This window comes from Chitiniphilus shinanonensis DSM 23277, assembly GCF_000374805.1.
Lineage (GTDB): Bacteria > Pseudomonadota > Gammaproteobacteria > Burkholderiales > Chitinibacteraceae > Chitiniphilus > Chitiniphilus shinanonensis.
Genome location: NZ_KB895344.1, coordinates 51596 through 76845, shown reverse-complemented (window position 1 = coordinate 76845; position 25250 = coordinate 51596). Strand labels below are relative to the sequence as shown.

At 61.1% G+C, this 25250-nt stretch carries 20 protein-coding genes, 1 tRNA gene and 2 pseudogenes; 15 read left to right on the top strand and 8 right to left on the bottom strand.

All coding sequences use genetic code 11. From position 1 onward, the window contains the following. Nucleotides 1–63: 63 nt before the first annotated feature. Nucleotides 64–849 carry an SDR family oxidoreductase gene (locus tag C556_RS0111515; RefSeq protein WP_018748409.1) on the bottom strand — a complete coding sequence of 262 codons (786 nt, stop codon included), beginning with the start codon at nucleotides 847–849 and terminating at the stop codon, nucleotides 64–66. Between the two features lie 246 nt (nucleotides 850–1095). On the opposite strand from C556_RS0111515, the gene egtD reads away from it, so the two are divergent. From egtD to C556_RS0111500, 3 genes are read left to right on the top strand one after another with little or no spacing between them, the layout of a single operon-like run. Next, nucleotides 1096–2133, top strand: coding sequence for an L-histidine N(alpha)-methyltransferase (egtD, locus tag C556_RS0111510; protein ID WP_018748408.1), 1038 nt, complete (start codon nucleotides 1096–1098; stop codon nucleotides 2131–2133). Beyond that, nucleotides 2130–3404, top strand: a complete 1275-nt coding sequence (egtB, locus tag C556_RS0111505) for an ergothioneine biosynthesis protein EgtB (RefSeq protein WP_018748407.1) — start codon at nucleotides 2130–2132, stop codon at nucleotides 3402–3404. Before egtD ends, egtB begins: the two co-directional genes overlap by 4 nt. A gap of 54 nt (nucleotides 3405–3458) precedes the next feature. After that, on the top strand, nucleotides 3459–3995 hold the full coding sequence (locus C556_RS0111500) for a GNAT family N-acetyltransferase (protein WP_018748406.1): 537 nt from the start codon (nucleotides 3459–3461) through the stop codon (nucleotides 3993–3995). A gap of 66 nt (nucleotides 3996–4061) precedes the next feature. Here C556_RS0111500 and hslU read toward each other — a convergent pair whose 3' ends face one another. Continuing rightward, a complete protein-coding gene (gene hslU / locus C556_RS0111495; RefSeq protein ID WP_083930561.1) occupies nucleotides 4062–5387 on the bottom strand; it encodes an ATP-dependent protease ATPase subunit HslU in 1326 nt (441 codons plus the stop codon). Between the two features lie 111 nt (nucleotides 5388–5498). Between hslU and yedA the strand changes: the two genes are divergently transcribed. The 3 genes from yedA to ilvA all read left to right on the top strand — a co-directional run bounded on the left by yedA (nucleotide 5499) and on the right by ilvA (nucleotide 9352). Beyond that, nucleotides 5499–6371, top strand: a complete 873-nt coding sequence (gene yedA / locus C556_RS0111490; RefSeq protein WP_018748404.1) for a drug/metabolite exporter YedA — start codon at nucleotides 5499–5501, stop codon at nucleotides 6369–6371. 237 nt (nucleotides 6372–6608) lie between these two features. Beyond that, nucleotides 6609–7640: a DUF3369 domain-containing protein gene (locus C556_RS20175; RefSeq protein WP_018748403.1), complete on the top strand. Its 1032-nt coding sequence runs from the start codon at nucleotides 6609–6611 to the stop codon at nucleotides 7638–7640. Between the two features lie 191 nt (nucleotides 7641–7831). Next, nucleotides 7832–9352, top strand: a complete 1521-nt coding sequence (ilvA, locus tag C556_RS0111480) for a threonine ammonia-lyase, biosynthetic (RefSeq protein ID WP_018748402.1) — start codon at nucleotides 7832–7834, stop codon at nucleotides 9350–9352. A 66-nt stretch (nucleotides 9353–9418) separates the two neighbouring features. Here the strand turns inward: ilvA and C556_RS0111475 are convergent, their stop codons facing one another. Both C556_RS0111475 and C556_RS0111470 read right to left on the bottom strand, forming a co-directional pair. After that, nucleotides 9419–10174, bottom strand: a complete 756-nt coding sequence (locus C556_RS0111475) for a copper homeostasis protein CutC (RefSeq protein WP_018748401.1) — start codon at nucleotides 10172–10174, stop codon at nucleotides 9419–9421. A 102-nt stretch (nucleotides 10175–10276) separates the two neighbouring features. Then, nucleotides 10277–11152 carry a LysR family transcriptional regulator gene (locus tag C556_RS0111470; protein ID WP_026263018.1) on the bottom strand — a complete coding sequence of 292 codons (876 nt, stop codon included), beginning with the start codon at nucleotides 11150–11152 and terminating at the stop codon, nucleotides 10277–10279. A gap of 95 nt (nucleotides 11153–11247) precedes the next feature. On the opposite strand from C556_RS0111470, the gene C556_RS0111465 reads away from it, so the two are divergent. Further along, a complete protein-coding gene (locus tag C556_RS0111465; RefSeq protein WP_018748399.1) occupies nucleotides 11248–12432 on the top strand; it encodes an MFS transporter in 1185 nt (394 codons plus the stop codon). Between the two features lie 152 nt (nucleotides 12433–12584). Here the strand turns inward: C556_RS0111465 and C556_RS22275 are convergent, their stop codons facing one another. Both C556_RS22275 and C556_RS0111455 read right to left on the bottom strand, forming a co-directional pair. Then, entirely contained in the window at nucleotides 12585–14531 is a 1947-nt protein-coding gene (locus C556_RS22275) for a glycoside hydrolase family 19 protein (RefSeq protein WP_157236129.1), read from the bottom strand. Nucleotides 14532–15034: 503 nt separating this feature from the next. Next, nucleotides 15035–15778, bottom strand: coding sequence for a TIGR01621 family pseudouridine synthase (locus C556_RS0111455; protein ID WP_018748397.1), 744 nt, complete (start codon nucleotides 15776–15778; stop codon nucleotides 15035–15037). A 37-nt stretch (nucleotides 15779–15815) separates the two neighbouring features. Here C556_RS0111455 and rlmH point away from each other — a divergent pair, with 37 nt between their 5' ends. Continuing rightward, nucleotides 15816–16286: a 23S rRNA (pseudouridine(1915)-N(3))-methyltransferase RlmH gene (rlmH, locus tag C556_RS0111450; protein ID WP_018748396.1), complete on the top strand. Its 471-nt coding sequence runs from the start codon at nucleotides 15816–15818 to the stop codon at nucleotides 16284–16286. Nucleotides 16287–16344: 58 nt separating this feature from the next. After that, nucleotides 16345–16929: a Maf family protein gene (locus tag C556_RS0111445; protein WP_018748395.1), complete on the top strand. Its 585-nt coding sequence runs from the start codon at nucleotides 16345–16347 to the stop codon at nucleotides 16927–16929. 146 nt (nucleotides 16930–17075) lie between these two features. Here the strand turns inward: C556_RS0111445 and C556_RS20165 are convergent, their stop codons facing one another. Further along, nucleotides 17076–17789 (bottom strand): pseudouridine synthase, encoded by a 714-nt coding sequence (locus C556_RS20165; protein WP_018748394.1) that lies wholly within the window; start codon nucleotides 17787–17789, stop codon nucleotides 17076–17078. A 252-nt stretch (nucleotides 17790–18041) separates the two neighbouring features. Then, nucleotides 18042–18117 (bottom strand) — tRNA-Thr (locus C556_RS0111435). A 101-nt stretch (nucleotides 18118–18218) separates the two neighbouring features. Here C556_RS0111435 and C556_RS23885 point away from each other — a divergent pair. The 6 genes and pseudogenes from C556_RS23885 to C556_RS22265 form a co-directional block, all read left to right on the top strand. Further along, nucleotides 18219–18326, top strand: a pseudogene (locus C556_RS23885) (prepilin-type N-terminal cleavage/methylation domain-containing protein); the annotation flags it as partial. Nucleotides 18327–18488: 162 nt separating this feature from the next. Next, nucleotides 18489–18576: pseudogene (locus C556_RS23880) on the top strand (prepilin-type N-terminal cleavage/methylation domain-containing protein); the annotation flags it as partial. A gap of 111 nt (nucleotides 18577–18687) precedes the next feature. Next, entirely contained in the window at nucleotides 18688–19059 is a 372-nt protein-coding gene (locus tag C556_RS22980; protein ID WP_157236109.1) for a hypothetical protein, read from the top strand. 128 nt (nucleotides 19060–19187) lie between these two features. Next, complete coding sequence (locus C556_RS22270) at nucleotides 19188–20996, top strand: LTA synthase family protein (protein WP_083930558.1); 1809 nt, start codon at nucleotides 19188–19190, stop codon at nucleotides 20994–20996. Nucleotides 20997–21003: 7 nt separating this feature from the next. After that, nucleotides 21004–21807, top strand: coding sequence for an ABC transporter permease (locus C556_RS22975; RefSeq protein WP_157236107.1), 804 nt, complete (start codon nucleotides 21004–21006; stop codon nucleotides 21805–21807). 8 nt (nucleotides 21808–21815) lie between these two features. Continuing rightward, nucleotides 21816–25247, top strand: a complete 3432-nt coding sequence (locus C556_RS22265) for a tetratricopeptide repeat protein (RefSeq protein ID WP_083930557.1) — start codon at nucleotides 21816–21818, stop codon at nucleotides 25245–25247. Nucleotides 25248–25250: the final 3 nt, after the last annotated feature.

The following is a 25250-nucleotide window of genomic DNA, read 5'->3' as shown; positions in this document are numbered from 1 at the left end:
GTATATAACGCTATAGCCATTTAGGCGTAGTCATCCTGGAGGGGGTACAGCCTGGCGCCCCCGCTAGCCCACCAGCAGCGACTGCGCGCCGTCGATCCACACGGGGGTGCCGGTGATGTGCGCGGCGCGGGGCGACGCCAGGAACAGCGCCAGCTCCGCCACTTGGTCCGCGCTGCCGGGCTTGCCCGCCGTCAGCGGCACCTGTCCGGCGCGATAGTCGACAGGCGCCTTGATCGCGCCCAGCCCGCGCTGTTCGCTGCTGGCGTCGATCTCGGTGTCGATGCTGCCGGGGCAGATGGCGTTGATCCGGATGTGCGACGGCGCCAGTTCCAGCGCCAGCATCTGCACCATCGCCAGCTGCGCCGCCTTGGAACACGCATACGCGGTGGCGCCGCTGTTGCTGAACATCCGCGTGCCGTTGACCGACGCGGTGACGACGATGGCGCCGCCGCCGGCGCGCTTCAGGTGCGGCACGGCGTGGTGCAGCGTGAGATAGGTGCCGCGCAGGTTGATCGCCAGCGTGCGGTCCCATTCATCGGGGCGCAGTTGGTCGATCGGCGCCCAGGTACCGTTGATGCCGGCGTTGGCGCAGACGATGTCCAGCCTGCCCAGCTCGCCCAACAGCCGCTCCACGGCCGCCGCCATCTGCGCGTCGTCCGACACATCGGCCATCAGCGGCAGTGCATGCCCACCCGCGGCGACGATCTGCGCCGCGACGGCGTTGATCTTGTCCGCAGTGCGCGCCAGCACCCCCACCGCCGCGCCCTCGGCAGCCAGCCGCAGCGCCGTGGCGCGGCCGATGCCGGACCCGGCGCCGGTCACCAGCGCCACCTTGCCTTGCAGTTCCATGTGCGCTCCTCGTTTCCGGCATTGGAGGGTGCAACGGTGCACGCGTGAGGGGGATTGCTGGCCTTGGCAAACCAGCCTGGCTGGGCTAGCGGCGAGCAAATCGCGTGTAGCTTTTTCACGGAATCGTGCAGCAATTGCACCAAAAAGCCTCGAACGGTCGGAATTCGCGGCTGATCGGGCCAATGCGGAACCGGCACGCTTCCTGCATCGGGCCGCCCCGCCGAAAAACCCGCCCCGAGGTCCTGCATGAAGCCCGCCAGCCCGCTCGACGTGCGCCTGTTCGACGATGTCCCCATCCTGTGCGCGCCGTTTCCCCCGCAGATCCACGTCGAGGCGCTGGAAGACCCGGCCGAACGCAACGCCAGCCTGCTGGCCGGGCTGCTGCAACCGCGCGCCTGCATCAGCCCCAAGCACCTGTACGACGCCCAGGGCTGCACCCTGTACGGCGCGATCTGCCAGTTGGACGAGTACTACCCGACGCGCACCGAGGCGGCGATCTTCGCCCGCCACCGCCACGAGATCGCCGACCTGCTGCCGCGCCATTGCCAATGGGTGGACCTGGGTTGCGGCGACGGCGCCAAGGCGTTCGACTGGCTGGAACACGTGGCCGCCGCGCGCTACGTGGGCGTGGACATCGCCGAGGACTGGCTGCGCGATACGCTGGAACGCGGCGCCAAGCGCTTTCCCGACGCCGAGTTCGTCGGCATCGTCACCGACTTCACCCGGCCACTGTCGCTGGCCCACGTGCTCGACGCCGTGGACGACTACACGCCGGTGATGTTCTATCCCGGCTCGTCGATCGGCAATTTCGAGCCGGACGAAGCGCTGGCGCTGCTGCGCGCCATGCGCCGGCATCTGGGACGCGACGGGCGCCTGCTGATCGGGGTCGACGCGCCCAAGGAGCCGGCACGGCTGGAAGCCGCCTACGACGACGCGCTGGGCGTGACCGCCGCGTTCAATCGCAACGTGCTGCGTCACATCAACCGCACGCTGGGCACGGACTTCGAGCCGGCCGCCTTCGCCCACCGCGCGGTATTCGACCGCGAACGCAGTCGCATCGAGATGCACCTGGTGGCGCTGTACCCGCAGACCGTCACCCTGGGCCACGCACAACGCCGCTTCGAGGCCGGCGAATTCATCGTCACCGAGCACTCGTACAAGTACGCCCCCGAACGCTTCGTCGAGCTGCTGTCGCAGGCCGGCTTCGGCCGGATCGACCGCTTCAGCGACGAGCGCGGCTGGTTCAATGTATTTCTCGCCGCGCCGGCCGGAGCGCTGGAATGAGGTACGAAAGCGATCCGCTGCTTGCCGGCCGCCAGGCCCAACTGCGCCGCGCGCTGGCCGCCACGCGCGACCGCACCCTGCAACTGGTGGCGGGGCTGAGCGCCGAGGACTGCATGGTGCAGTCGATGCCGGACGCCAGCCCGGTGAAATGGCACCTGGCGCACACCACCTGGTTCTTCGAGACCTTCGTGCTGGAGCGGGCCCAGCCGGATTTCGCCGCGTTCGATCCGGCGTACCGGGTGCTGTTCAATTCCTACTATGCCGGCGTCGGCGAACGCCATCCGCGCCCGGCGCGCGGACTGCTGTCGCGGCCGGACCTGGAGACGGTCCACGCCTACCGCCTGCACGTCGACAACGCGCTCGACCGGCTGTTCGCCGTGCCGATCGCCGCGCCGGTGCTGGACCTGATCGAGCTGGGCATCCACCACGAGCAACAGCACCAGGAGTTGATCGTCACCGATCTGAAGCACCACTTCTGGAGCAACCCGCTGCACCCGGCACACGGGCCGCTCAGCGAGATCGAGCGCGTGGCGCATTGCGCGACCGGCTGGCTGCCGTTCAGCGGCGGTCTGGTCGAGATCGGCCGGCGTGGCGCGGGCTTCGCCTTCGACAACGAGGCACCGCGCCATTGCGTCTGGTTGCAGCCGTTCCTGCTGGCGGCCCGCCCGGTCAGCAACGCCGAGTACCTGGCGTTCATCGAGGATGGCGGCTACCGCCGGCCGGAACTCTGGCTGTCCGATGGCTGGGACACCGTGCAGCGCGAAGGCTGGCAGGCGCCGCTGTACTGGCACGCCGACCTGCGCCACCACTACACCCTGGGCGGCGATCGCGCGCTGGCGCCGGCGGAGCCGGTCTGCCACGTCAGCTACTACGAGGCCGACGCCTACGCGCGCTGGGCCGGCGCCCGGTTGCCGCTGGAAGCGGAATGGGAGCACGCCGCGCTGTCGGGCTGGCCGATCCACGCCGACGAAGGCAACTTTCTGGAAAGCGGCCGCCTGCACCCGGGCGCGGCCAACGAACACGGCCTGAGCCAGTGCTTCGGCGACGTCTGGGAATGGACCGCCAGCGCCTACCTGCCCTATCCCGGCTTCCGCCCGGCGGCCGGCACGGTCGGCGAATACAACGGCAAGTTCATGATCAACCAGATGGTGCTGCGCGGTGGCTCGTGCGCCACGCCGCGCGAACATATCCGCCCGTCGTACCGCAATTTCTTCCCCCCGGCGGCGCGCTGGCAGTTCAGCGGTATCCGGCTGGCGCGTGATACGCGGTAGCGGAACCCGCCGTCATCTCCTACGGTAAAGCCGTTCAGCCCTGGAGCAATGACGATGTCGTTTTTCAAATCCGTTTTCGGTGGCAGCGGCGGTTCGGGCAAGCCACGCAGTAGCCAGATCGAGCCGCCCGGCACCGAGATGAAGGTGTTCCACGAGCAGCCTACCCGCCTGGGGCAGCGCGGTACGCTGGATTACGCCCATGGTTCCGCCACCTTCGATCACAACGCCCATGACCTGACGGTGCACAGCATCCAGTCGGAGCAGCCCGGTGGCGGCAGCAAGCTGATGCATCGCATCGCCCAGGATGCGCAGGAGCTGGGCAAGCCCTTCATCCGCACCACGCTGACGGCGCCGAGCGCCCACGGCTTCTACCACAAGATGGGCATGCTGCCGTCGCAGGCGACCAAGACCGCCGCCGAAAACCGCTGGAACCAGAGCTTTGGTGGGCAGGTCGCGCCGTTCGCTGGCGGCGGCACCGGCAAGCTGAACCCGGACGCGCTGGCTGCGTTCGATCTGCGACTGAAGACCTCGCGCAGCCAGTGGGAGGCCCCCACCGCCACCGTCCTGCAGAATTCGGGACGTCGTAACTGAACACGGCGGCGCAATGAAAACAGGCCAGCGCGATGCTGGCCTGTTTTCGTTTGGGCGCCGCGCCACTCACAGCACGTAGCGCGCCAAGTCCTCGTTCTTGGCCACCGCGCCCAGGCGCGCTTCCACATAGGCGGCGTCCACCCGTACCGCGCCGCTGCGCGCGTCGAACGACACTTCCTCCAGCAGCTTTTCCATCACGGTGTGCAGGCGGCGCGCGCCGATGTTCTCGGTGCTTTCGTTCACCTGCCAGGCGATTTCGGCGATGCGGCGGATGCCGTCGTCCGAGAACTCCAGCGCTACGCCCTCGGTGGCCAGCAGCGCCTGGTACTGCTTGGTCAGGCAGGCGTCGGTGCCGGTGAGGATGCGGCCGAAATCCTCGACGGTGAGCGAGGCCAGCTCGACGCGGATCGGCAGCCGCCCCTGCAATTCGGGGATCAGGTCGGACGGCTTGGCCAGCTGGAACGCGCCGCTGGCGATGAACAGCACGTGGTCGGTCTTGATCATGCCGTACTTGGTGGTGACGGTGGTGCCCTCCACCAGCGGCAGCAGGTCGCGCTGCACGCCCTGGCGGCTGACTTCGCCGGCGGCGCCCTCGGCGCGGCTGGTCACCTTGTCGATCTCGTCGATGAACACGATGCCGCTCTGCTCCACCGCCTGCACCGCCTCGCTGCGCAGGTCCTCGTCGTTGACCAGCTTGGCCGCTTCTTCCTCGGTCAGCTGCTTCAGCGCCTCGGGCACCTTCAGTTTCTGCGCCTTCTTCTTGCCGGCGAAGGCACCCTTGAACATGTCCTGGATCTGGCTGGTGAAGTCTTCCATGCCCGGCGGCCCCATCACGTCCATGGTCGGCGCCACCACGTTGAGTTCGACCTCCACTTCCTTCTCGTCCAGCTTGCCTTCGCGCAGCATCTTGCGGAATTTCTGCCGCGTCTCGCGCCCGGCCGGGTCGTCCTCGACGCTGGCGAACGGGTTCTTCGGCGGCGGCGGCAACAGGATGTCGAGCAGGCGCTCCTCGGCGGCATCCTCGGCGCGGGTGCGCTGGCGGCGGATCGCGGCGTCGCGCACCTGCTTGAAGGCGATTTCCGCCAGGTCGCGGATGATGCTGTCCACATCCTTGCCGACGTAGCCCACCTCGGTGAACTTGGTGGCCTCCACCTTGATGAACGGCGCGTCGGCCAGCCGCGCCAGGCGGCGCGCGATCTCGGTCTTGCCCACGCCGGTGGGACCGATCATCAGGATGTTCTTGGGGGTGATCTCGTGGCGCAGCGGCTCGTCCACCTGCTGGCGGCGCCAGCGGTTGCGCAACGCGATGGCCACGGCCTTCTTGGCGTCGCGCTGGCCGACGATGTGCTTGTCGAGTTCGTGGACGATTTCCTGCGGGGTCATCTGGCTCATGGCGGCGGGCGGCGGCTGATTGCGAATACAGCCCAAGCTGGGGGCTGTTTGCCGATTTTAAAGCGCGGCTGTGACGTTTCAGCCGGGCGCGCGCCTGCTATCGTCAACCGGATGAAAACCCTTTCCCCCCGCCTGCTGCTGCCCCTGTGTCTGCTGATGATGTACGTGGTGTGGGGGTCCACCTACCTGGCCATCCGCATCGCCGTGGCCGAAATGCCGCCGCTGTTGCTGGCGGCGATGCGTTTTCTCGCCGCCGGGGGGCTGATGCTGGCCTTCCTGCGCTGGCGCGGCGTGCCGTGGCCGCGCTGGGCGGAGGTGCGCAACGCCGGCATCATGGGGTTGCTGATGCTGGGCGTGGGCAACGGCGCCGTCTGCGTGGCCGAGGAGACCGTGCCGTCGGGCCTGGCGGCGCTGCTGGTGGCCTGCGGGCCGTTGTTCGCCATCCTGATCGCCTGGGCCTGGGGCAGCCGCCCGCGTGCCGGGGAATGGCTGGGCATCGCGCTCGGCCTGGGCGGCGTGGCCATCCTCAACTTCGACGCCCACCTGGCCGCCAGCCCCAAGGGCTTCATCCTGATCGTGATCGCCGCCGCCACCTGGGCCTTTGCCTCGGTATTGCAGGCGCGGATCGCGATGCCGGCGGGGCCGATGTCGGCGGCGATCCAGATGGCGGTGGGCGGCGTGGGCCTGGCGCTGGTCTCGGCCGCCAGCGGCGAGCGCCTGCCGGCCGAGGTGCACTGGCACGGCTGGGCGGCGCTGGCCTACCTGACCGTGTTCGGCTCGCTGGTCGCGTACAACGCCTACGTGTACGTGCTGCGCCATGCCCGGCCCGCGCTGGCGATGAGCTACGCCTACGTGAACCCGGCGATCGCGGTGGCGCTGGGCGCGCTGCTGGCCGACGAGGTGCTGTCGTTGCCGATCGGCGTGGGCATGGCGGTGATCCTGGGCGGGGTGGTGCTGATCGCGCTGGGCAACCAGCGGCACTGAGCGCCGCGCCTCGGGGCGCGTGCCGGCACCCTGATCCTTACCGTGCTTGCCGACAGGCGTGTCCGCCATGCCTTGCTGGGGTGGCCAGCCTGACACCGCATGCCGCCGCATACGGCAAGGCGGATCAGTCAATCCGCGCGTTCGTCCACCCGCGGCGCCGGCTGTTCGTCCGCTGACGCCGAAGCGTGGAATGGTCTTCCTATACTGGGCGTTCAGGCGCCTGGAAGGAAAAAGACCATGGATACCGTCACCGACGAAGACTGGCTGATCGACGACAGCGCGGACGAAGCCACGGCCGCGCTCACCGATCCCTGGAACGTGCTGATCGTGGACGACGAGCCCGACATCCACCAGGTGACCCGGCTGGCGCTGGGCAGCGTGCAGTTCCTGGGCCGGCCGCTCAACCTGCTGTCGTGTTACTCCGGGCGCGAGGCGGTGGATTACCTGGCGGAGCGCGACGACGTGGCGCTGATCCTGCTCGACGTGGTGATGGAATCCGAAGAGGCCGGGCTCAATACCGCGCGCGTGGTGCGCGAGGACCTGGGCAACCACCAGGTGCGCATCATCCTGCGCACCGGCCAGCCGGGCGCCGCGCCGGAACGCGAGGTGATCGAGAACTACGACATCAACGACTACAAGGCCAAGACCGAGCTGACGCGCGACAAGCTGTACACCGCGGTGCTCGGCACGTTGCGCTCCTACCGCGACATCATGCTGATCGAGCGCCAGCGGCAGATGCTGGACGCCAACCGGCGCGGGCTGCTCAAAGTGGTGGATGCGTCGAGCGACATCTTCCGCCTGCAATCGATGCGACAGTTCGCCCAGGGCGTGCTGGAACAGCTGCAGGCGCTGCTGTTCTTCGAACAGGAGGCGCTGTACGTGGTGGTGAACGGCGCGGTGGCCGCCGTCGAGCGTGATCAGGGGATGACGGTGCTGTATGCCACCGGCGGCTACACCGACCTGTGCGGCAAGCCGCTGTCGGACGCCGACCTGTCGCGCTTCGGGCCGACCATCGAGCAGGCGATCCGCGAAGGCGCCAGCGTGTTCGGCGCCGATCACTTCGTCGGCTTCTTCCGCTCGCGCCACGGCGCGGCCAACCTGCTGATCGTCGATGGCCCGGTGGCGCTCTCCAACGCCGACCGCCAGCTGGTGGAGCTGTTCTGCCGCAACGTCGCCATCGCCTTCGACAATCAGGTGCTGCACGATGGGCTGGGCGCCAACCGCGATCCCGTACCTCGCCCGGCGTCATCGTCCGGCCTGGGGCTGTGACACGCGCAAAGCGATCCGCCGTGGCGCGCAAGTAGCCGGTTTGCCCGGTCGCGGCGGGCGCGGCCTTGCCCCGCGCGCCGGGGCGGATCGAAGCGCCGCCGGCGTGCCCACGGAAAATTGATCGGCGCCGGGACGCCCCAGCTTACAGCCTGTACAATCAAGGGTTTCCGACAATTCACCGTCCGCCCGCCATGTCCCCGTCCAAGCCCGATTATCTCGAACGCATCCTGGCCGCCCGCGTCTACGACGTGGCGGTGGAAACCCCGCTGGAAGCCGCCCCCAACCTGTCTCGCCGCATTGGCAACAAGGTGCTGCTCAAGCGCGAGGACATGCAGCCGGTGTTCAGCTTCAAGATCCGCGGCGCGTACAACAAGATGGTGAAGCTGAGCCGTTCCGAGCTGGAGCGCGGCGTGATCTGCGCCTCGGCCGGCAACCACGCGCAGGGCGTGGCGCTGTCGGCGCAGATGCTGCAATGCCGCGCCACCATCGTGATGCCGGCCACCACGCCGCACATCAAGGTGGATGCGGTGGCGCGGCGCGGCGCCGAGGTGGTGCTGGTGGGCGATTCGTACTCCGACTGCTACCTGCACGCGATGAAGATCACCGAGGAGACCGGCGCCACCTTCATCCATCCCTACGACGATCCGGAAGTCATCGCGGGCCAGGGCACCATCGGCATGGAGATCCTGCGCCAGCACCCGGATACGCTGGACGCCATCTTCATCCCGGTCGGCGGCGGCGGCCTGATCGCGGGCGTGGCGGCCTACGTGAAGCGGCTTCGGCCCGAAGTGAAGATCATCGGCGTGGAGCCGACCGACGCCAACGCCATGTACCTGAGCCTGAAGCTGGGCGAGCGGGTGAACCTGCCGCAGGTGGGCATCTTCGCCGACGGCGTGGCGGTGAAGCAGGTGGGCGAGGAGACCTTCCGCCTGTGCCGCGAGCTGGTGGACGACGTGATCCTGGTCGATACCGACGCCATGTGCGCGGCAATCAAGGACGTGTTCGAGGACACGCGCTCGATCCTGGAGCCGGCCGGCGCGCTGGCCATCGCCGGCGCCAAACTGTGGGCGGCGCGCGAGAACGCGCAGGATCGCACGCTGGTGGCGATCGCCTCCGGCGCCAACATGAACTTCGACCGGCTGCGCTACGTGGCGGAACAGGCCGAGATGGGCGAGGAGCGCGAGGCCATCATCGCGGTGACCATTCCCGAGCGACCGGGTGCCTATCGCGACTTCTGTTCGCTGCTGGGCGCGCGCAACGTCACGGAGTTCAACTACCGCTACGCCAACGACGAGGTCGCGCATATCTTCGTCGGCCTGTCGATCCAGCACCGCGCCGAGGTGGCCGACCTGATCGGCAGGCTGGCCGACCACGGCCTGGCCGCGATCGACCTCACCGACAACGAAACCGCCAAGCTGCACATCCGCCACCTGGTCGGCGGCCGTGCGCCGCAGGCGCAGGACGAACGCCTGCTGCGCTTCGAATTCCCCGAGCGCCCCGGCGCGCTGATGAACTTCCTCAACCAGATGGGCGGCAAGTGGAACATCAGCCTGTTCCACTACCGCAACCACGGCGCCGATTATGGCCGGGTACTGGTCGGCATCCAGGTGCCGGAAGGCGACAACGAGGCGTTCGTCGCCTTCCTGGAAAAGCTGGGCTACCCGTACTGGATGGAAAGCACCAACCCGGCGTACAAGCTGTTCCTGTCCTGAGCGCGCTGGCGCCGGGCAACGAAAAGGCCACGCATCGCGTGGCCTTTTTGTCCGGCGCTCGCCGGATCACTCCAGTGCGGCGCGGGCGTTGCCGAGGATTTCCGCCACCAGCGGCGCGAAGGTGTCGAGGATCTCGTATTCGTCCTGGCCGGGCGCGCCCATCTTCACCACCGGGTTGCGCCAGCGCATGCCGGACGGGCGCGGCGCCCGCGCCGAGGTATGGAATTCGCGGCAGCCGGTCACCTTCACCAGTTCGCCGATGTTGTTGGCGCGCACCCCGGCGCCCGGCATCACCACCAGGCGACCTGCGGCGGCACGATTCAGTTCGGCCAGCAGCAATGCGCCCTCCAGTGCGCTGGGCGCCTGGCCGCTGGTAAGCAGGCGGTTGCAGCCGGCGGCGATGACGTCCTCCAGCGCCTTCATCGGGTCGCGCGCGACATCGAAGGCGCGGTGGAAGGTGACCTGCATCGGCGCGGCCAGCTCGACCAGTTCGCGAGTACGCGCCACGTCCACGTCGCCGTCGGCGGTCAGCAGGCCGATCACCACGCCGTCCGCGCCCAGCTTCTTGCAGGCCAGCACGTCGCGCTTCATCACCTCGAATTCGATTTCGTCGTAGAGGAAGTCGCCACCGCGCGGGCGGATGATGACGTTGAGAGTGATCCACAACCGATCGCGCGCGGCGGCGATGGCGCCATGCGACGGCGTGGTGCCGCCCTCGAACAGGTTGTCGCAGTATTCGACGCGCACCGCGCCGCCTTCCTGTGCCGCCAGCGCCGAGGCGGCCGAACCGGCACAGATTTCAAGCTGGATATCGTCGGACATGACGGTCTTCCCTGGACAGTGATGCCTGAATGCTGGCGCAGCGACCGCCCGACGGCAAGCCGGGATTCCCGTTCGGCCGCCAGCGCGGCAATCCCGGCCAGATCAGCCGGGAAAACGCGCCAGCGCCAGTTCGAGGAAGGCCATCGCCGCCGGCGTGGGATGACGCGACCAGGTGCAGTACACCCGCCGCGACGGCGCGTCGCGCACCGGCAGGATCGCCAAGCCACCCAGCCCCGGCGCGGTACGCGCCGGCACCAGGCCGATCGCCAGCTGGCGCCGCACAATGCGCGCCAGCAGATCGACGTGGCCGACCTCGAAATGGACATGGCGGTCATAGCCGGCGGCACGGAACGCCTCGTCGGTCTGCCGCCGTGCACCGCTGCCGGTGTAGTAGTCGACCAGCGGCTCGGCGGCGAGCTGCGCCAGACAGACTTCGCCCAGCCGCGCCAGCGGATGCCCCTGCCACACCACCGCCACCAGCGCTTCTTCTTCCAGCAGCCGCGACTGCAACCCTTCGATGCGCTCGTCCGGCCACAGGCCGACGAAGGCGATGTCCAGCCGGTGCTCGCGCACGTCGGCCATCATGGTTTCGCTCATGCCCATCTGCAGCCGCACATCGACCTGACGATGGCGCTGGTGGAAATCCGCCAGCAGGTCCACCGGCTCCAGCACCGTCAGTGCGGAGATCACGCCCACCGACAGCGTGCCGCGTACCTGGCCGCCGACCGCGGCGACCTCTTCCTTCAGCCGCTGCGCCTCGTGCAGCAGGCGCCGGGCGGCGGGGACGAACACCTGTCCGGCCGGGGTCAGCCTGGTGCGGCGGGCGCCGCGTTCGAACAACTGCGCTCCCAACGTCTCCTCCAACCGCGCCACCTGGTGGCTCAGCGCCGACTGCACGATATGGCAGCGTTGCGCGGCGCGGGTGAAGTTTTCTTCTTCCGCCACGGCCAACGCCAATTCGATCTGTCGCAGGTTCATCATCTCGATCCACGATCAAAACCATCAAAACAATACATTGGTGAGATGACAACCACGAGTGGATACTGAGAGCCGTTCCCGTTCTCGCCCCCATCATGAGTCAAACCCATCCCCCGCTCACATCGCGTCTGGTCGCGCTGATGGCCTTCGCCACCGGCCTGACCGTCGCCAGCAACTACTACGCGCAGCCATTGCTGGGCACCCTGGCCACCGCCTTCGGCATGTCCGAGGCACTGGCCGGCTTCATCGTGACCACGGCCCAGCTCGGCTATGCGCTGGGGCTGGTGTTCCTGGTGCCGCTGGGCGACGTGATGGAGCGGCGCGGGCTGATCGTCGGCATGACGCTGCTGGCGGCCTGCGGCCTGGCGATCACCGCCAGCGCGCACAGTGTGGCGCAGATCCTGGTCGGTACCACGCTGACCGGCTTGTTCGTGGTGGTGGCGCAGGTGCTGGTGCCGCTCGGTGCCACGCTGGCCGCGCCGGACCAGCGCGGCCGGGTGGTCGGCACGCTGATGAGCGGGCTGCTGCTGGGTATCCTGCTGGCCCGCACCGCCGCCGGCCTGCTGGCCGAACTGGGCGGCTGGCGCACGGTGTATTGGGTGGCGGCACCGCTGCTGGTGGTCACCGCACTGGCGCTGTGGCGCGCGCTGCCGACCTACCGCGAACCCGCCAGCATGCGCTACCCGCAGTTGCTGGCGTCGGTGTTGCGGCTGTTTGTCGAAGTACCGGCGCTGCGCCTGCGTGCAGCGCTGGGCGCCTTTTCCTTCGCCATCTTCAGCGTGCTGTGGACCTCGATGGCCTTTCTGCTGAGCGAAGCGCCCTTTCACTTCTCGGAAGCCACCATCGGGCTGTTCGGCCTGGTGGGCGCCGCCGGGGCGCTGGCCGCGAGCGGTGCCGGGCGGATGGCCGACCGGGGCGGCGCGGACCGCACCACCACGGTCGGGCTGGTGCTGCTGCTGCTGTCATGGCTGCCGATCGCTGTCGCGCAACGCTCGCTGGCAGCGTTCGTGGTCGGCGTGCTGGTGCTGGATCTGGCGGTGCAGGCGGTGCACGTGAGCAACCAGAGCGTGTTGTACAAGCTGCGGCCCGACGCGCGCAGCCGCATGACGGCCGCCTACATGACCAGCTACTTCATTGGCGGCGCGGCCGGCTCGCTGCTTTCGGCATCGGCCTATCACGCCGCCGGCTGGTACGGCGTCTGCATCGCTGGCGGTGCGATCAGTCTGGCGGCGCTGCTCACCTGGGGCCTGAGCCGGGTTCGCAAGCCGGCCATGGCCTGAAAGGGGCACCGGCGCGATGGTCATGCGGAAATCAGGTCGCGGTCCGAGTCCGGGCCCCGCGAATCGGCGCTGCCCAACCGCTCCCGCTGGATGAATCAAGAAAAAAAACGGCGACCCGAAGGTCGCCGTTTCAGTTACTGCACCAGCATTTGTTACTTGGTGTTGTCGATCACCACTTGGCCGTTGTGGGTGACCTTGCCGCGGAACATGTAGTCCACGCAGGCCTGGTAGTCGCCCGGGTTCGCCAGCGAGAACGGCATCTGGTAATCCACCAGTTGGCAGGCCCAGCTCACGCCACCGGGGTTGTTGGCGTTGTAGCCCCAGTTCTTGTCGAGGTAGGTCTTGGTCGCCGCGGCGGAACCGGACTGGAAGCCCTTCATGTTGGCGCAGCCCAGCGGTTCATCGGCCGGCACCGGCACGTTCATCACCTTGGCGATTTCCTTGTACGCCGCGATACGGTTCTGCACCTGCGACTTCTCGGCACCGCCGCCGCCACACTCGATGCCGCCGTTGATGATGAACACGGTGGCGCCGAAGCCCGGCTTCATGTTGTTGGCGAGGTCGACCGCGTTCGGCTGCCAGGTACCGTCCACCACCCAGGTCATCGGAGGCTTGGGCGATTGCGGGTACACGGCGAACCAGATGGCCGAGGCGAAGTTGAGCCAGGTGTCGGCAACGCGAGCCGGGTTGTCCAGCAGCACGTTCACGTCACCGTAGAGCGACTTGCTGAACGGACCGTAGTTGTAGTTCCACGACAATTGCTTGGAACCACGGCCGAAGTAGTCGATGAAGCTGCCCTGGCTGTTCTGCGCGCACGGGTAGAACACCGAGAAGATCGAGCTGCCGGCACCACGGAAGCAATCCTGGTACGAACCCACCGACGAGCCTTCGTTGTAGCCCGATTCGCGCAGGTACCACAGCGCCTGACGGTAGGTCGGGATGACGTCGTTCTGCGCCATGGTCGCCAGCACCGGGTTGTTGTGGTCCGCGTAGGTGCGTGCGGTGGCGACGGTCAGCGACGGCCAGTTGGCGCCGGTTTCCTGGACGAAGTGCGCGAACGAGGTGGCCAGCAGCTTGCGGCAGATGGCGTCGGCGTCGCGGCCGTCGGTGTAGTTGGTGCAATAGGCCGGGAACTTGGCCACGCCACGCAGGAAGTTGGTGTAGGTGTAGTTCACATGACGGATCGGGAACATCTCGTCAAAGCGGGCCTCACCCATCACGCGCTCCACGCGCTTGACGTTGTCCGGGTTGGCGGCACGTCCCGGCACCACGGCTTCCACCTGGGCATCGGGCAGCACGGCCAGCGCGGCGCGGATGCGGTTGATCGCCTGCGCATCGGTACCGGCCTGCGCCATCAGCGCGTTTTCGGCGGCGGTGAACTGCGCAGCGGTCGGGTAGCCGGCCGGCGCGGGAATGTAGGTGATCTGCGGCTTGTAGCTGGCCGGCGCGGGGGTCGGCGTGACCACCGGCGTCGGGGTCGGCGTCACCACCGGGGTCGGGGTAGGTGTGACGACCGGCGTCGGGGTGGGCGTCACCACCGGCGTGGGTGTGGGGGTCACGACGGGGGTCGGCGTCGGGGTGGTGCCACCGCCGCAGGGGCCGATCACCTTCCAGACACCCCATTCACCGGCTTGGGCGGGGTTGTCACCCTTGGTCCACCACTTGGCTTCGTAGATGGTGCCGTTGTAGCTGGCGCGATCGCCGCCGTTGTAGACGGCGCCGGCATCCCAGGCCGCGCCGCAATTGCCGGCCGGGGTCGGGGTGACCACGGGCGTCGGAGTCGGGGTCACGACCTGAGTCGGGGTCGGCGTCACGACGGGGGTCGGCGTCGGAGTGGGCTTGGGCGTCGGGGTCGGCGTCACCACCGGGGTGGGCGTCGGGGTGCTGCTGGTGCCGACGTTCTTCCACAGCGTGGGAGTCGCTGCCGGATTCCAGTTGGCGCCGGTGTAGGCGATATGGGTGACCAGTGCCTGATAGTCGACACCGTTGTAGGTGACGAAGGTGCCGGCGGTGTAGGTGACGCCTTCCGTCCAGGCCACATAGGCGTGGGCGGACGAGGCATTCATGACCACGGGACCCAAGGTACCGATGGCGATCATGCACGCCATCGAGAGCTTGCGCATGCGAGGGAAATTCATCGCTCCATCCTCTTTAAGTTGTAGTGATATTTGCGACTGTTACATTCATTGCCGGCGTTATCATAACGCAGCCCTGTAAGTAAATTGATGCCCGCCCACGCCCCCTCCCCTGGTCCCATCCAGCGGTATTTGCCGATCCGCGCATGTGCCATCGACGCTGGAAGCGGCGGCTGTATTGACTCCGCCCACCCGGTTCCCTTCATGGCCACGCCGCTTGGCACAGGGCACCGAACGCTCGTCTCCGACAATTGGCAGATCGCACCACGATGCAGGCCCTGACAACCGGCCCCATCACTGCCAGCGTTCAGTGATAGGTGCGCTAACCCCTTGTTATTGTGGGAAATCGAGAAAGCCGAAATGATGTCGTGTTTAGTAAAGCAGGCGCCATCTACGCCATGAAGCGGCAAAATAGAAAGGATTTAGAAAGCAATTTGCTTTCGACGGCACCCGCGCCGGCTTCCTGCTCAGGGCGAGGCCGCCGGCAGTCCCGTCCCGCCCGCGGCGGTCAGCTGCGCAAGGTGGGCTGCGATACCCGGCAACTGGAACGACAACCCTGCATTGGGGGCCATGACCAGTGAAACAGGCTGCCCGCGCCAGTCGAAACGCAATGCATAGGCATGCAGATAGCCACGATCCGATGCACTGCCGCCGTAGCGGGTATCTCCCAGGATCGGCGCCGAGATGCTCTTCATCGCCACGCGCAGCTGATGCGTGCGACCCGTCTGCGGGTAAAGCACGAACAGCCGCAGGCCCTCTTCGAGCGCCACACTCTGAAAACGCGTCACCGCGCGCAGGGTCAGCTCGCGGGTCAGGCGCCACGTGCCGTTGCGGCCCGGCGCCATGCCGCCACTGATCAGGCCCTGCTTCTTGGAAGGCTTGCGGTCGGACAACGCGAGATAGCACTTGGTCACGCGGCGCGCTTCGAATGCCTCGCCCAGTTCACGCGCAGCCTCGGCCCCCCTCGCCACCAGAACCAGCCCGGAAGTGATTCGATCCAGGCGATGCACCGCGTGCAGATCCCGATGGCCCGCCTGCCGCAGTATGTCGAGCAGGCCGGGCGCATCGCCTTCGCGATGGAAGCTCATGCCCGGCGGCTTGTATGCCACCAGGAAATCGCCGTGATCGGCAATGGCCTGGGCCTGCCAGGGATCGGTGACCGACAGGCGCAGCGACGGGGCAGCGGCGGTGGAAGAAGAGGGTTCGGACACGTGCTAAAGTCCGGGCTTTGCCGGAGGAGTGCGGGGCATGAAGCTTATCATCGTCGCCGTCGGCCACAAGATGCCGGGCTGGATCGAGGATGGCTTTGGCGAATACCGCAAGCGCCTACCCCGCGAGTTCGCGCTGTCGCTGGTGGAGCTGAAACCGGACAAGCGCGCCGGCGGACGGACACCCCAGCAGGTGATGGCGGAAGAAGCCGACCGTATCCTGGCCGCCATCCCGCAGGGCGCTCGCCTGATCGTGCTCGACGAACGCGGCGCCAACTGGACCACCATGAAGCTGGCCGAAGCGATGAAGACCTGGCACGCCGATGGCCGCGATACGGTCTTCGTGATCGGCGGCGCCGACGGCCTGGATGCGCGCGTCAAGGACAAGGCCGACCAGCTGCTGCAACTCTCGGCGTTGACGCTGCCACACGGCATGGTGCGCGTGCTACTGGCGGAACAGCTCTATCGCGCCTACAGCATCCTGCACAATCACCCCTATCACCGCGAGTAGGCCACGGCCGAAACACCCAAGGCTGCGATCCCGCGGCCAACTTCCCCCACGGATCGACATGGACCTCTATCTTGCTTCCGCCAGCCCCCGCCGCCGCGAACTGCTGGCGCAGATCGGCGTGCAGTTCGAACGCATCGCCGCGCCGGTCGACGAAACCCCGTTGCTGAACGAAGACCCCCACGGCTACGTACTGCGACTAGCACGCGCCAAGGCCCAGGCCGGCTGGCTGGCGATGCTAGCCGCAAACCTGCCGCCGCATCCGGTGCTGGCCGCCGACACCACCGTGGTGCTGGACGGCGAGATCCTCGGCAAACCGGACGACGAGACCCACGCCGCCGCCATGCTCAAGCAACTGTCCGGCAGCACTCACCTGGTGCTGACCGCGCTGGCGATCGCCGAGCAGGATCGTGTCGAAACGGTATTGTCGGAAAGCCGCGTCACCTTCATGCCGCTGAGCGATGCCCAGATCGCCCGCTACGTGGCGAGCGGCGAACCGATGGACAAAGCCGGCGCCTATGGCATCCAGGGCCAGGGCGGATTGTTCGTTTCCCATCTGGAGGGCAGCTTCACCGGCGTGGTCGGCCTGCCGTTGCATGAAACCGCCCAATTGCTCGCGCGATATGGCCTGGGTGCATTGGCGTAGTGCCAAGGTCAGAACAGAAGATAATAGTCGAGGACTGGAAACGCGGCATCTGGTTATAAAAGAGGGCGCCCATGGGGCGCCCTGTCAATCTGCTCGCTAAGGAAGCCATGCTTCCCTTGGCTGGGAACCCAGCGCCGCCTGCAAGTTCATTTCCGCGGCGATACACCGCTCAACTGCGCGACCTCCTCGGCAGTCAGCATGCGCCACTGGCCCTTGGCCAGGTCGCCCAACACCAAGCCACCGATGGCGACGCGCACCAGGCGCAGCGTCTCCACCTCGTGAGCTGCCAGCAAGCGCCGGATGTGGCGATTGCGGCCCTCGTCCAGCACCACTTCCAGCCAGCTGTTCCGCTCGCCCACGCGCAACAGGCGCACCGACTTCGCGAGCAGGCGTTCGCCTTCGACCGTCATGCCACGCTCCATCGCCTGTAGCAACGCCGCATCCGCCACGCGGTCGATCTGCACGTGATAGGTCTTGTCCAGATGGCTGGCCGGATCGGTGAGCCGCGCAGCCCATGTCGTATCGTTGCTGAACAGCAGCAGCCCCTCGCTGGCCTTGTCCAGCCGCCCCACCGGCCCCAGCCACGGGAGGTCAGCACCTTGCAGGCACTCGTAGACCGTCCCCCGCCCTTGCTCATCCTGCGCCGTGGTCACCAGTCCGCGCGGCTTGTTGAGCATCAGGTAGACCTTGCCTTCGGCCCCCACCGGCTGGCCATCGACCGCAAAGCGGTCTGATTCCAGCGATACCCAAATCAACGGATCAAGCACCAAGCGCCCGTTCACCACCACCCGTCCATCCCGCACCAGCGCTTCCGCCTGCGTCCGCGAACAGACCCCGAGCTTGGACAGCGCCCGCGCCAACTGGGTGCGCCCTGCGCCTGCAGTAGAGGTACGTCGTGCTATTGCCATGGCCATGCCGTGGGTATGAGAAAAGTCTGATGGAGCCGGATTTTGTAAGAAGAGGTGACGATTTTCGTCACTTCCAGATGACTCTAGGCATAGCGAAGGCCGGATCGCGTCATCCTGCGATCACCTTCTGTCGGCGACGACGGGCGCCACCGGTTCGTCAAGGCAAAACAAAAGCCCGCCAAGGCGGGCTTCTGCGAGGAACACTGGTGCCGTTGATGTGAATCGAACACACGACCTACTGATTACGAATCAGTTGCTCTACCGACTGAGCTACAACGGCAAAACGCCGAGCAGGATAGCAGATTCAGGCCCGTAGTCCAACACCTTCCCCCTTGGCATGCTACTTGCGTGTAACTCCACAGCCAGCGAGGGAGCGTATCTATGTTGCAGCGTGGATTCACCTTGATCGAACTGATGATCGTGGTCGCGATCATTGGGATACTTGCTGCAATTGCAATACCGCAGTTCACCGAGTACCAGATGAGAGCCAACGACAAAGCCGCACAAGCGGATGCGCGGTCCTTCCTGAGCGCAGCGATGTTGCATTCGGAAGTTTTCAACTAGTCCTGGCATGCATCATGCTTAGGTCAGGGGGCGGCGAACAGCTATCCCGCTGGACGCGACCGAACTCTTAAGAACCGGGAGTATTCAATGAACAAGCTTCAGAAAGGTTTTACCCTCATCGAGCTGATGATTGTGGTAGCAATCATCGGCATTCTCGCCGCTATCGCTATTCCGCAATTCTCGGAATATCAAAAGAAGGGCAATGACAAGTCCGCGCAGGCCGATGCCAAGAATGCGCTGACCGCCTTTGTTGCTTCTAACCAGTAATCCGCCAGGAGACATTAATATGGACAAGAAAGTTCAAGCAGCATTGATTGCTGGTGGTGTACTGGCAATTTCCATGGCTTCGAATGCTTACGCCGCACCCTGCGGAGGCGACGTAGCCGCCACTGGTACCCCGCAAACTTGCGATGTGTCCAGCGGCGATGCCAACGGGTATGTTTCTGAAGCATTCAAGCTGAATATTTCCGCAAACGTAGCACTCAAGTACGACGGTTCGCCCACTGTTGTGGCAGTGACTTCCGCCAACACCAAGGGTATGCATACGTTTGGTGGCTCCAGCCAAGGTGGCGCCGTTGCCGCCTGCGAGCCAACGAGCGTAGGCAACCCAGTCCCTGGCACCCCGAACCTGACTCTGGGCTGCCCGCCCGCCCCTTAATATAGTCGCGTTGGCACATAAGAGCTGACATTGACCAAGCAATTGGTTTGCCCAGTAGGCCATGCCTACTGGGCTTTTTGCTATTATGTACGCAGACAAACACCAGCTATTAGGTCGATTTTAGCCCCATGTCTAGGCAACTGAAAATCGGATACGAAACACTTTGCTTCTCTCTACTGATGCTGAGTTTGTATTCTTATGTTTCAACGGTCGACATGGAAGGAAGCTCTTGGTATTGGTTCGATCTAATAGAAGCAATTGTAGTCGATGGATCATTTATTTTTTTTGCTTACTTAGCATTAAAACATGTCATCGGGCGATACATCTCCCCAAAAAAGAATGCACTGCTAACTAGCGCCCTCCTTGCGACATATACTTTAATTGTGTACGCCAGCTACTCTCTCTACTCAATAAATGGTAGTAGGTTAACTCTAGACCTGACCATCTATGGCATCAAGCAAGGGGGAGGGATGGTTAGAGTGGTTACCGACTCTGCCAGCAACCATGTCGTAACAGATTTTTGGATATTTATTTGCCTACTTCTTGGAGCGCTAGCGTATAGGCTTAGCAATGTATTTCGTGGCTGGGCATTAGCTGCGACTTTGATCAGCGTCCCGCTGGTGCTTTTGCATGCCCCCGGCCTTCTCCGGAACAGCGATTGGTCCTGGTCAAATGATTGGTTCCAACAAAGTTATGCAGCTCGTTTTTTTGTGATTAAACAAGAAGACAATGCCTTTGCAGACTTACTAACAAACACAGCAGAAATACCAAAATGGAATTTTTCTAAATCTCTGGCCCATGCCATACCAAATCAAAAAAAACCCAATATTATAATATTGGTAATGGAGTCTGTCAGGAGTGATGCGATCACTCAAGAGAATATGCCTTTTATTGCAGCAATGACCCAGCGAAGCGATCAATTTTTGCAAGCGTACACCACCAAAGATCATACATCAAAGGCTCTGATTGGCATTTTCTGCGGAATGTATTCAAAAGATGATCTAGCAGTATCAGAGGACAGTAACAATAATCCTCTTAATTGCCTGCCAAAATATCTGGGCTCAAACAATTATCGCGTGGGCTACTTTCAATCAGCAGACGAAAAATTCGAAGATAGGCCTCGTTTGCTTAAGCTTATGGGTTTTAGCGATTGGAAGGCCCTTAAAGACTTAGACAATTCTCGTTTTAAATATTTGGGGTATTTTGGCATAGATGATCATGCAATGCTCAATCCCATTCAAAAATGGATAAGTCAAAATCCGGCTGGACAGCCCTTCTTCCTAGGGGTTTTGAATGTAGGAACCCACCACCCCTATGATCTCCCTGGGAAGAAAAATCCATACCCAGACGATGCTCAGCGCTCCAAGGAAGCTTATCTGGAAACCTTGCGCCTATATGATGATTTTGTAGCAAAACTGGTATTCTGGCTCGAAAAAAAGGGCATTCTGGGAAATACAATGCTGGTCCTAACTGGCGACCATGGTGAAGCTTTTCAGGAACACGGTTTATCCACACATGGGCACGTTCCATATCAAGAAGTAGCTCGTATTCCCCTTATTGTTCATCGCCCGGGTCAGACCATAGGAAGAATCGACAATCAATTGCGCCAGCACATTGATATTCTGCCAACCGTCCTGTCTGAAGCAGGCTATACTCCACCAGCTAAAGTACCAGGGAAAGTACTATATGGTCCGGGCCATGATCAACTCTATTTTTCTTGCTGGACGCGCTCGGACTGCATTGCGTTAATTGAGCCAAATCGCAAGTATATATATCACTTTGGAAAAACTTCATTTGAGGTCTTTAACTCCGGCATGGATCCACTGGAACAAAACAATATTGCCGAAAAAATAGACAACAAAACAAAGAAAAAAGCTCTTTCCACTATGCTGACCTACCGCCGAGCAATAAGTAATTTCTATAGCAAAGAGAATTAGAGGATATATGTATCAGCATTTTCTTGCCAGCTGGCGCGCCTGCATCCGTAGCAACAGTATCCGAGCAATCGCAATATTAGCAATTCTTCTTTTGCTTGCATCGTATTTGGCAAGCAATTTTTCCGGGCGCGCCCCTCAAACCATTACACTCGATGTTGGAATATCAGGAATCAGGATTATTGTTCTCTTGATGGCGGTATTTTGGGTCCAAGAACTTCTAGGAAGAGAGATAGATCGACGAACTGTCTATTTTTCGTTGGCATATCCAGTAGAGCGTGTGAGCTACTTGCTGGGCAGGTTTTTCGGCATCATCGCCATGTCAGGTGTAGCTATAGTAGTCATGGGGGCCTCCCTCGCTGGCTTAGTAGTACTTGCTGGTACCCATTATCACCAGGCTTTTCCAGTTAATATATATGGTCTTTACTTCCTTAATTTATTGCTAATTTGGCTGGACATCGTCTGCACCATTTCCTTTGTCTTCTTGTTAAGTAGTCTAGCCACAAGCGCTCTCTTGCCAATGTTGCTTGGCCTGGCATTTTCGGTCATTGCCCGCAGTTATGGCAGCATAATCGCTTTATTGGCAGATCAACACGGCGAAGCTGCAGATTTAGCACCTGTTTTCCTGCCCATGATCAAATTGATCGCATGGATAATTCCGGATTTGAGCCGACTTGACATTAGAACAGCCATTCTCTATCAGGCTCCATTTGAATGGCCTACCCTCATTTATTGCGCTCTATCAACCATATTTTATTCCATGTTGGCTTTAGGCATTTCTAGTCACCTATTTTCTCGTCGCGAATTCAACTGAGCTAGGCCATGACGCAATTTGCTGACCATTTTTCCAGCGCCCAGACTTATCATCAGCAAGGGCAACTTGAACTTGCTTTGGCAAACTATCAAGAAGCACTGCTCCTAGACAATGACAATTCAGAAGTATTGTATCTAATTGGAACCTGTAAACTGCAGCAAGGGAAGCTGAGCGAAGCTGTTCATTTCTTGGAAAAATCAATTCTAATATCTCCAAACAATTATCATGCCTTGATCAATTTGGGCCTCATATTCTACGAACAAAATCTTTTTTTTCAAGCCGCCGAGAAATTCCAAAAAGCGCTGGAAATTGGAGAGCACACTCCAAGTTTGTATGTGCAAATGGGCCTTGCTCTTTTCGGATGTGGCGAATATAAAAGTGCAAATGAGCATTTCCAGATAGCCAATGACTTCGGTAATAACGAACCTTTACTCTATACAACCTGGATATCTTCTCTCTTGGTGCAATTCCGCAATATCGAGGCTTTCGATGTAGCGGAACGCTGGGCCAAAGTTGACAGTTCGCACGCAAATCAAGCACAAGCGCAGCAGTTAATTGCTCTCTCTAAAGCTCGGCTTCCACAAGCAACAGACCTGAAAACGGGAAATCGCGAGTTCCTAGATAACCACTTGGCATATGAGGCGTGGTGTGCACAGTATGAAAATGACATGCCAGAAGCAATTCGGCTTTATGAAAGGCATCTATTGAATTGCCCTGCGGACGCTAGAGCTCACTTTAGTCATGCGGTCTGTCTTTTTCAGGAAGGACATTACGCGAAGGCGTGGGAAGAATTTGAATGGCGAAATAAGGAAGGCGGTGTTGCAAAAACAATTTTTGCCAATTTCCCTCAATGGACGGGAATAGAGCCAGGCATGGTTCTGGTGCATAGTGAACAAGGCGCCGGTGATGTATTGCAATTTATGCGTTTTTTCCCTTTGATGCAGCAAAGAGGGGCAAAAGTTGTTTTTGCCAGCTATAACGAAATTCTTGAGCTTTTGAGGCAAAATGATCAATCGGAAACAATTGAAGATAGCGATCTTGAGCTAAATTTTGATTATCAAATCTCTTTACTCAGCCTAGGAAAGATCTTTTGTTCAAATGCAATCGACATTGCAGCAAACCAACAATATGTATTTGCCAACACCCAGAAGTCTCAAGAATGGAAAAATAGGCTTTCCCGATATTCAGGCTTGAAGGTTGGCCTTGTTTGGGCGGGCAATCGAAGACACGTGAATGACGTCAACCGCTCGATGTCCTTAGCACAATGGTCTTTTCTCGCAGAAATTAGAGGTTTGGACCTTTTCAGTCTGCAAAAAGGGGGGGCAGAACAAGAAATAGCCTGTCTGCCTCCGTGGTTCCACATCAATGACCTAGGCCCTGAGATAAGTGATTTCGGCGATACTGCCGCAATTTTGGAGAATCTTGATCTACTAATAACGGTGGACACTTCTGTCGCTCATCTGGCAGGTGCGATGCATAAGCCAGTTTGGGTATTTTTGCCAGCAAATTCCGATTGGCGATGGGAGTTAAAAAACAATTCTACTCCATGGTACCCTACCATGAAGCTCTTTAGACAAGATATTGAAAGCGGTTGGCAACAGGCATTTTCTGAAATCAGAACTTTGCTGGGCACACAAGTAACAACCTTGGATTTTGCCTCCCTTGACGATATAGATTCAAATGGTGCTAAACACAGCAAAGCCAATCGACGCCTTGCATGCCATGCAATTGCTCAAAAAATGAAAGGGAAATTGGAAGACCTCCCGAATGATTTTAAGTCATCACTTGAGAAATTCTACCCAGACCTGAATATTTATATCGAAGCAATTCTAGGCAAATCACATGAGATCGCGGTAGCCGCTCTAGAAGGGAATGATCTTTATATTCGAGCAGCTTCACATGCATTAATCGCCTCCGAATACCCACTTGATCCAACTGCCGAAAAATTGCTTGATCAATTTCAAAACAACGATGTTCCTATTCTTGGCAAGCTCCTCGGGTTGATAGCTAACCATCATTCTCGTTTTGAAGAATCTTTGGCCCATTTCACAACCTATCTCCGGAGCAGCCCTCGCGATCTTGAAGCGCTGATGCTTGCCGGCAAAGCGGCAGTAAACCTGCGAAAGATAAATTTTGGAATTGAACTAATTCAATATGCTTGCACATACCATCCCGATTCAGCTTCCGCTTGGCATATGCTGGGGTGGGCACTGCAGCAACGCCACTCATGGCGCGCCTCTACAATCGCTCTTCAAACAGCGCTCAGGTTGCAAGCAGATAATCCCATAGATGTGAATAGCCTTTTGTGTCAAGCATATCTTGCGCTCGGAGAATTTGATGATGCTGAAGAGCTGATCAACAAATTATCAGGCGACTGGCCAGACTCCCTCGAACTCATGTGGATGAAAATTCGTAAAGCCAATGTGCTTGGCCAGCATGAATTTGCTTTGCAAGTATTGGAACAAGCCAGGAAAAAGAATCTGACCAATTCGCAGATAGTGTTATCCGAATCAATGGTGCGCCTAGCATTGAACAATAGTCATGCTGCTTGGCATCAATATGAAAGCCGACTATCCTCGCCCATAGCTGATACACTAGATCGCTTTTTTCCCAATCATGGAATCCCCAAATGGGGTGGCGAGGAATTGGGTAAAAAAAGACTGCTGGTTTTTGCCGAACAAGGATTAGGAGACACTCTCCATTTCATGCATTACTACCTTCCACTGCGGGACAGGGTAGTTTGGATAGCTCCGGATAAGCTGGTGAATTACCTGAGAGATTATTTTCCGCACGTCCTACCAAAGTCGGAAGCAAAAATTAATCTGCCTCAAGCAGACTGTTATTGTGAGTCCATGAGCTTCCCTGCGCTGACGGGGATTACTGATCTTGAATTCAATTTATTCAAAGAAATCGATGCCCATAAGCCGAAGAGAGCGTTCCCCGAAATAGACAAGATATTGTCGCGGGCAAATGGTCGGCCCAAAGTTGGGATGGTTTGGGCTGGAAATCCTGCCCATGTTAATGACTATTGGCGTAGTTGTAATATCTCATATTTCAAAGATCTTTTGAGTAGAAATGACATGGCGGTGTTTTCATTGCAAAAAGATGAAGCATCAAATCAAATTCTCTCTCTTGCTCGTCACTTATGGCCGGAAAACCTTGCCGTTGCACTTGATGATATGACAAGTACGGCTTACGCACTTTCCAAACTAGACATACTTATTTCTGTTGATACCGCGATAGCTCACCTCGCGGGCTCTCTTGGCGTCCCCACGATTCTGCTTTTAGGTGCTGCCAATGATTGGAGGTGGGGGGTGCGTGAAGCTCCCCGGAAGATTTATCCTTCCGTATATCCTATATTTCAGGAAAAGATAAATGATTGGTCATCCTCTGTAGAACAAGCCATCACTCTTCTGGAAGACTTGATCAATCGACCATAGCGC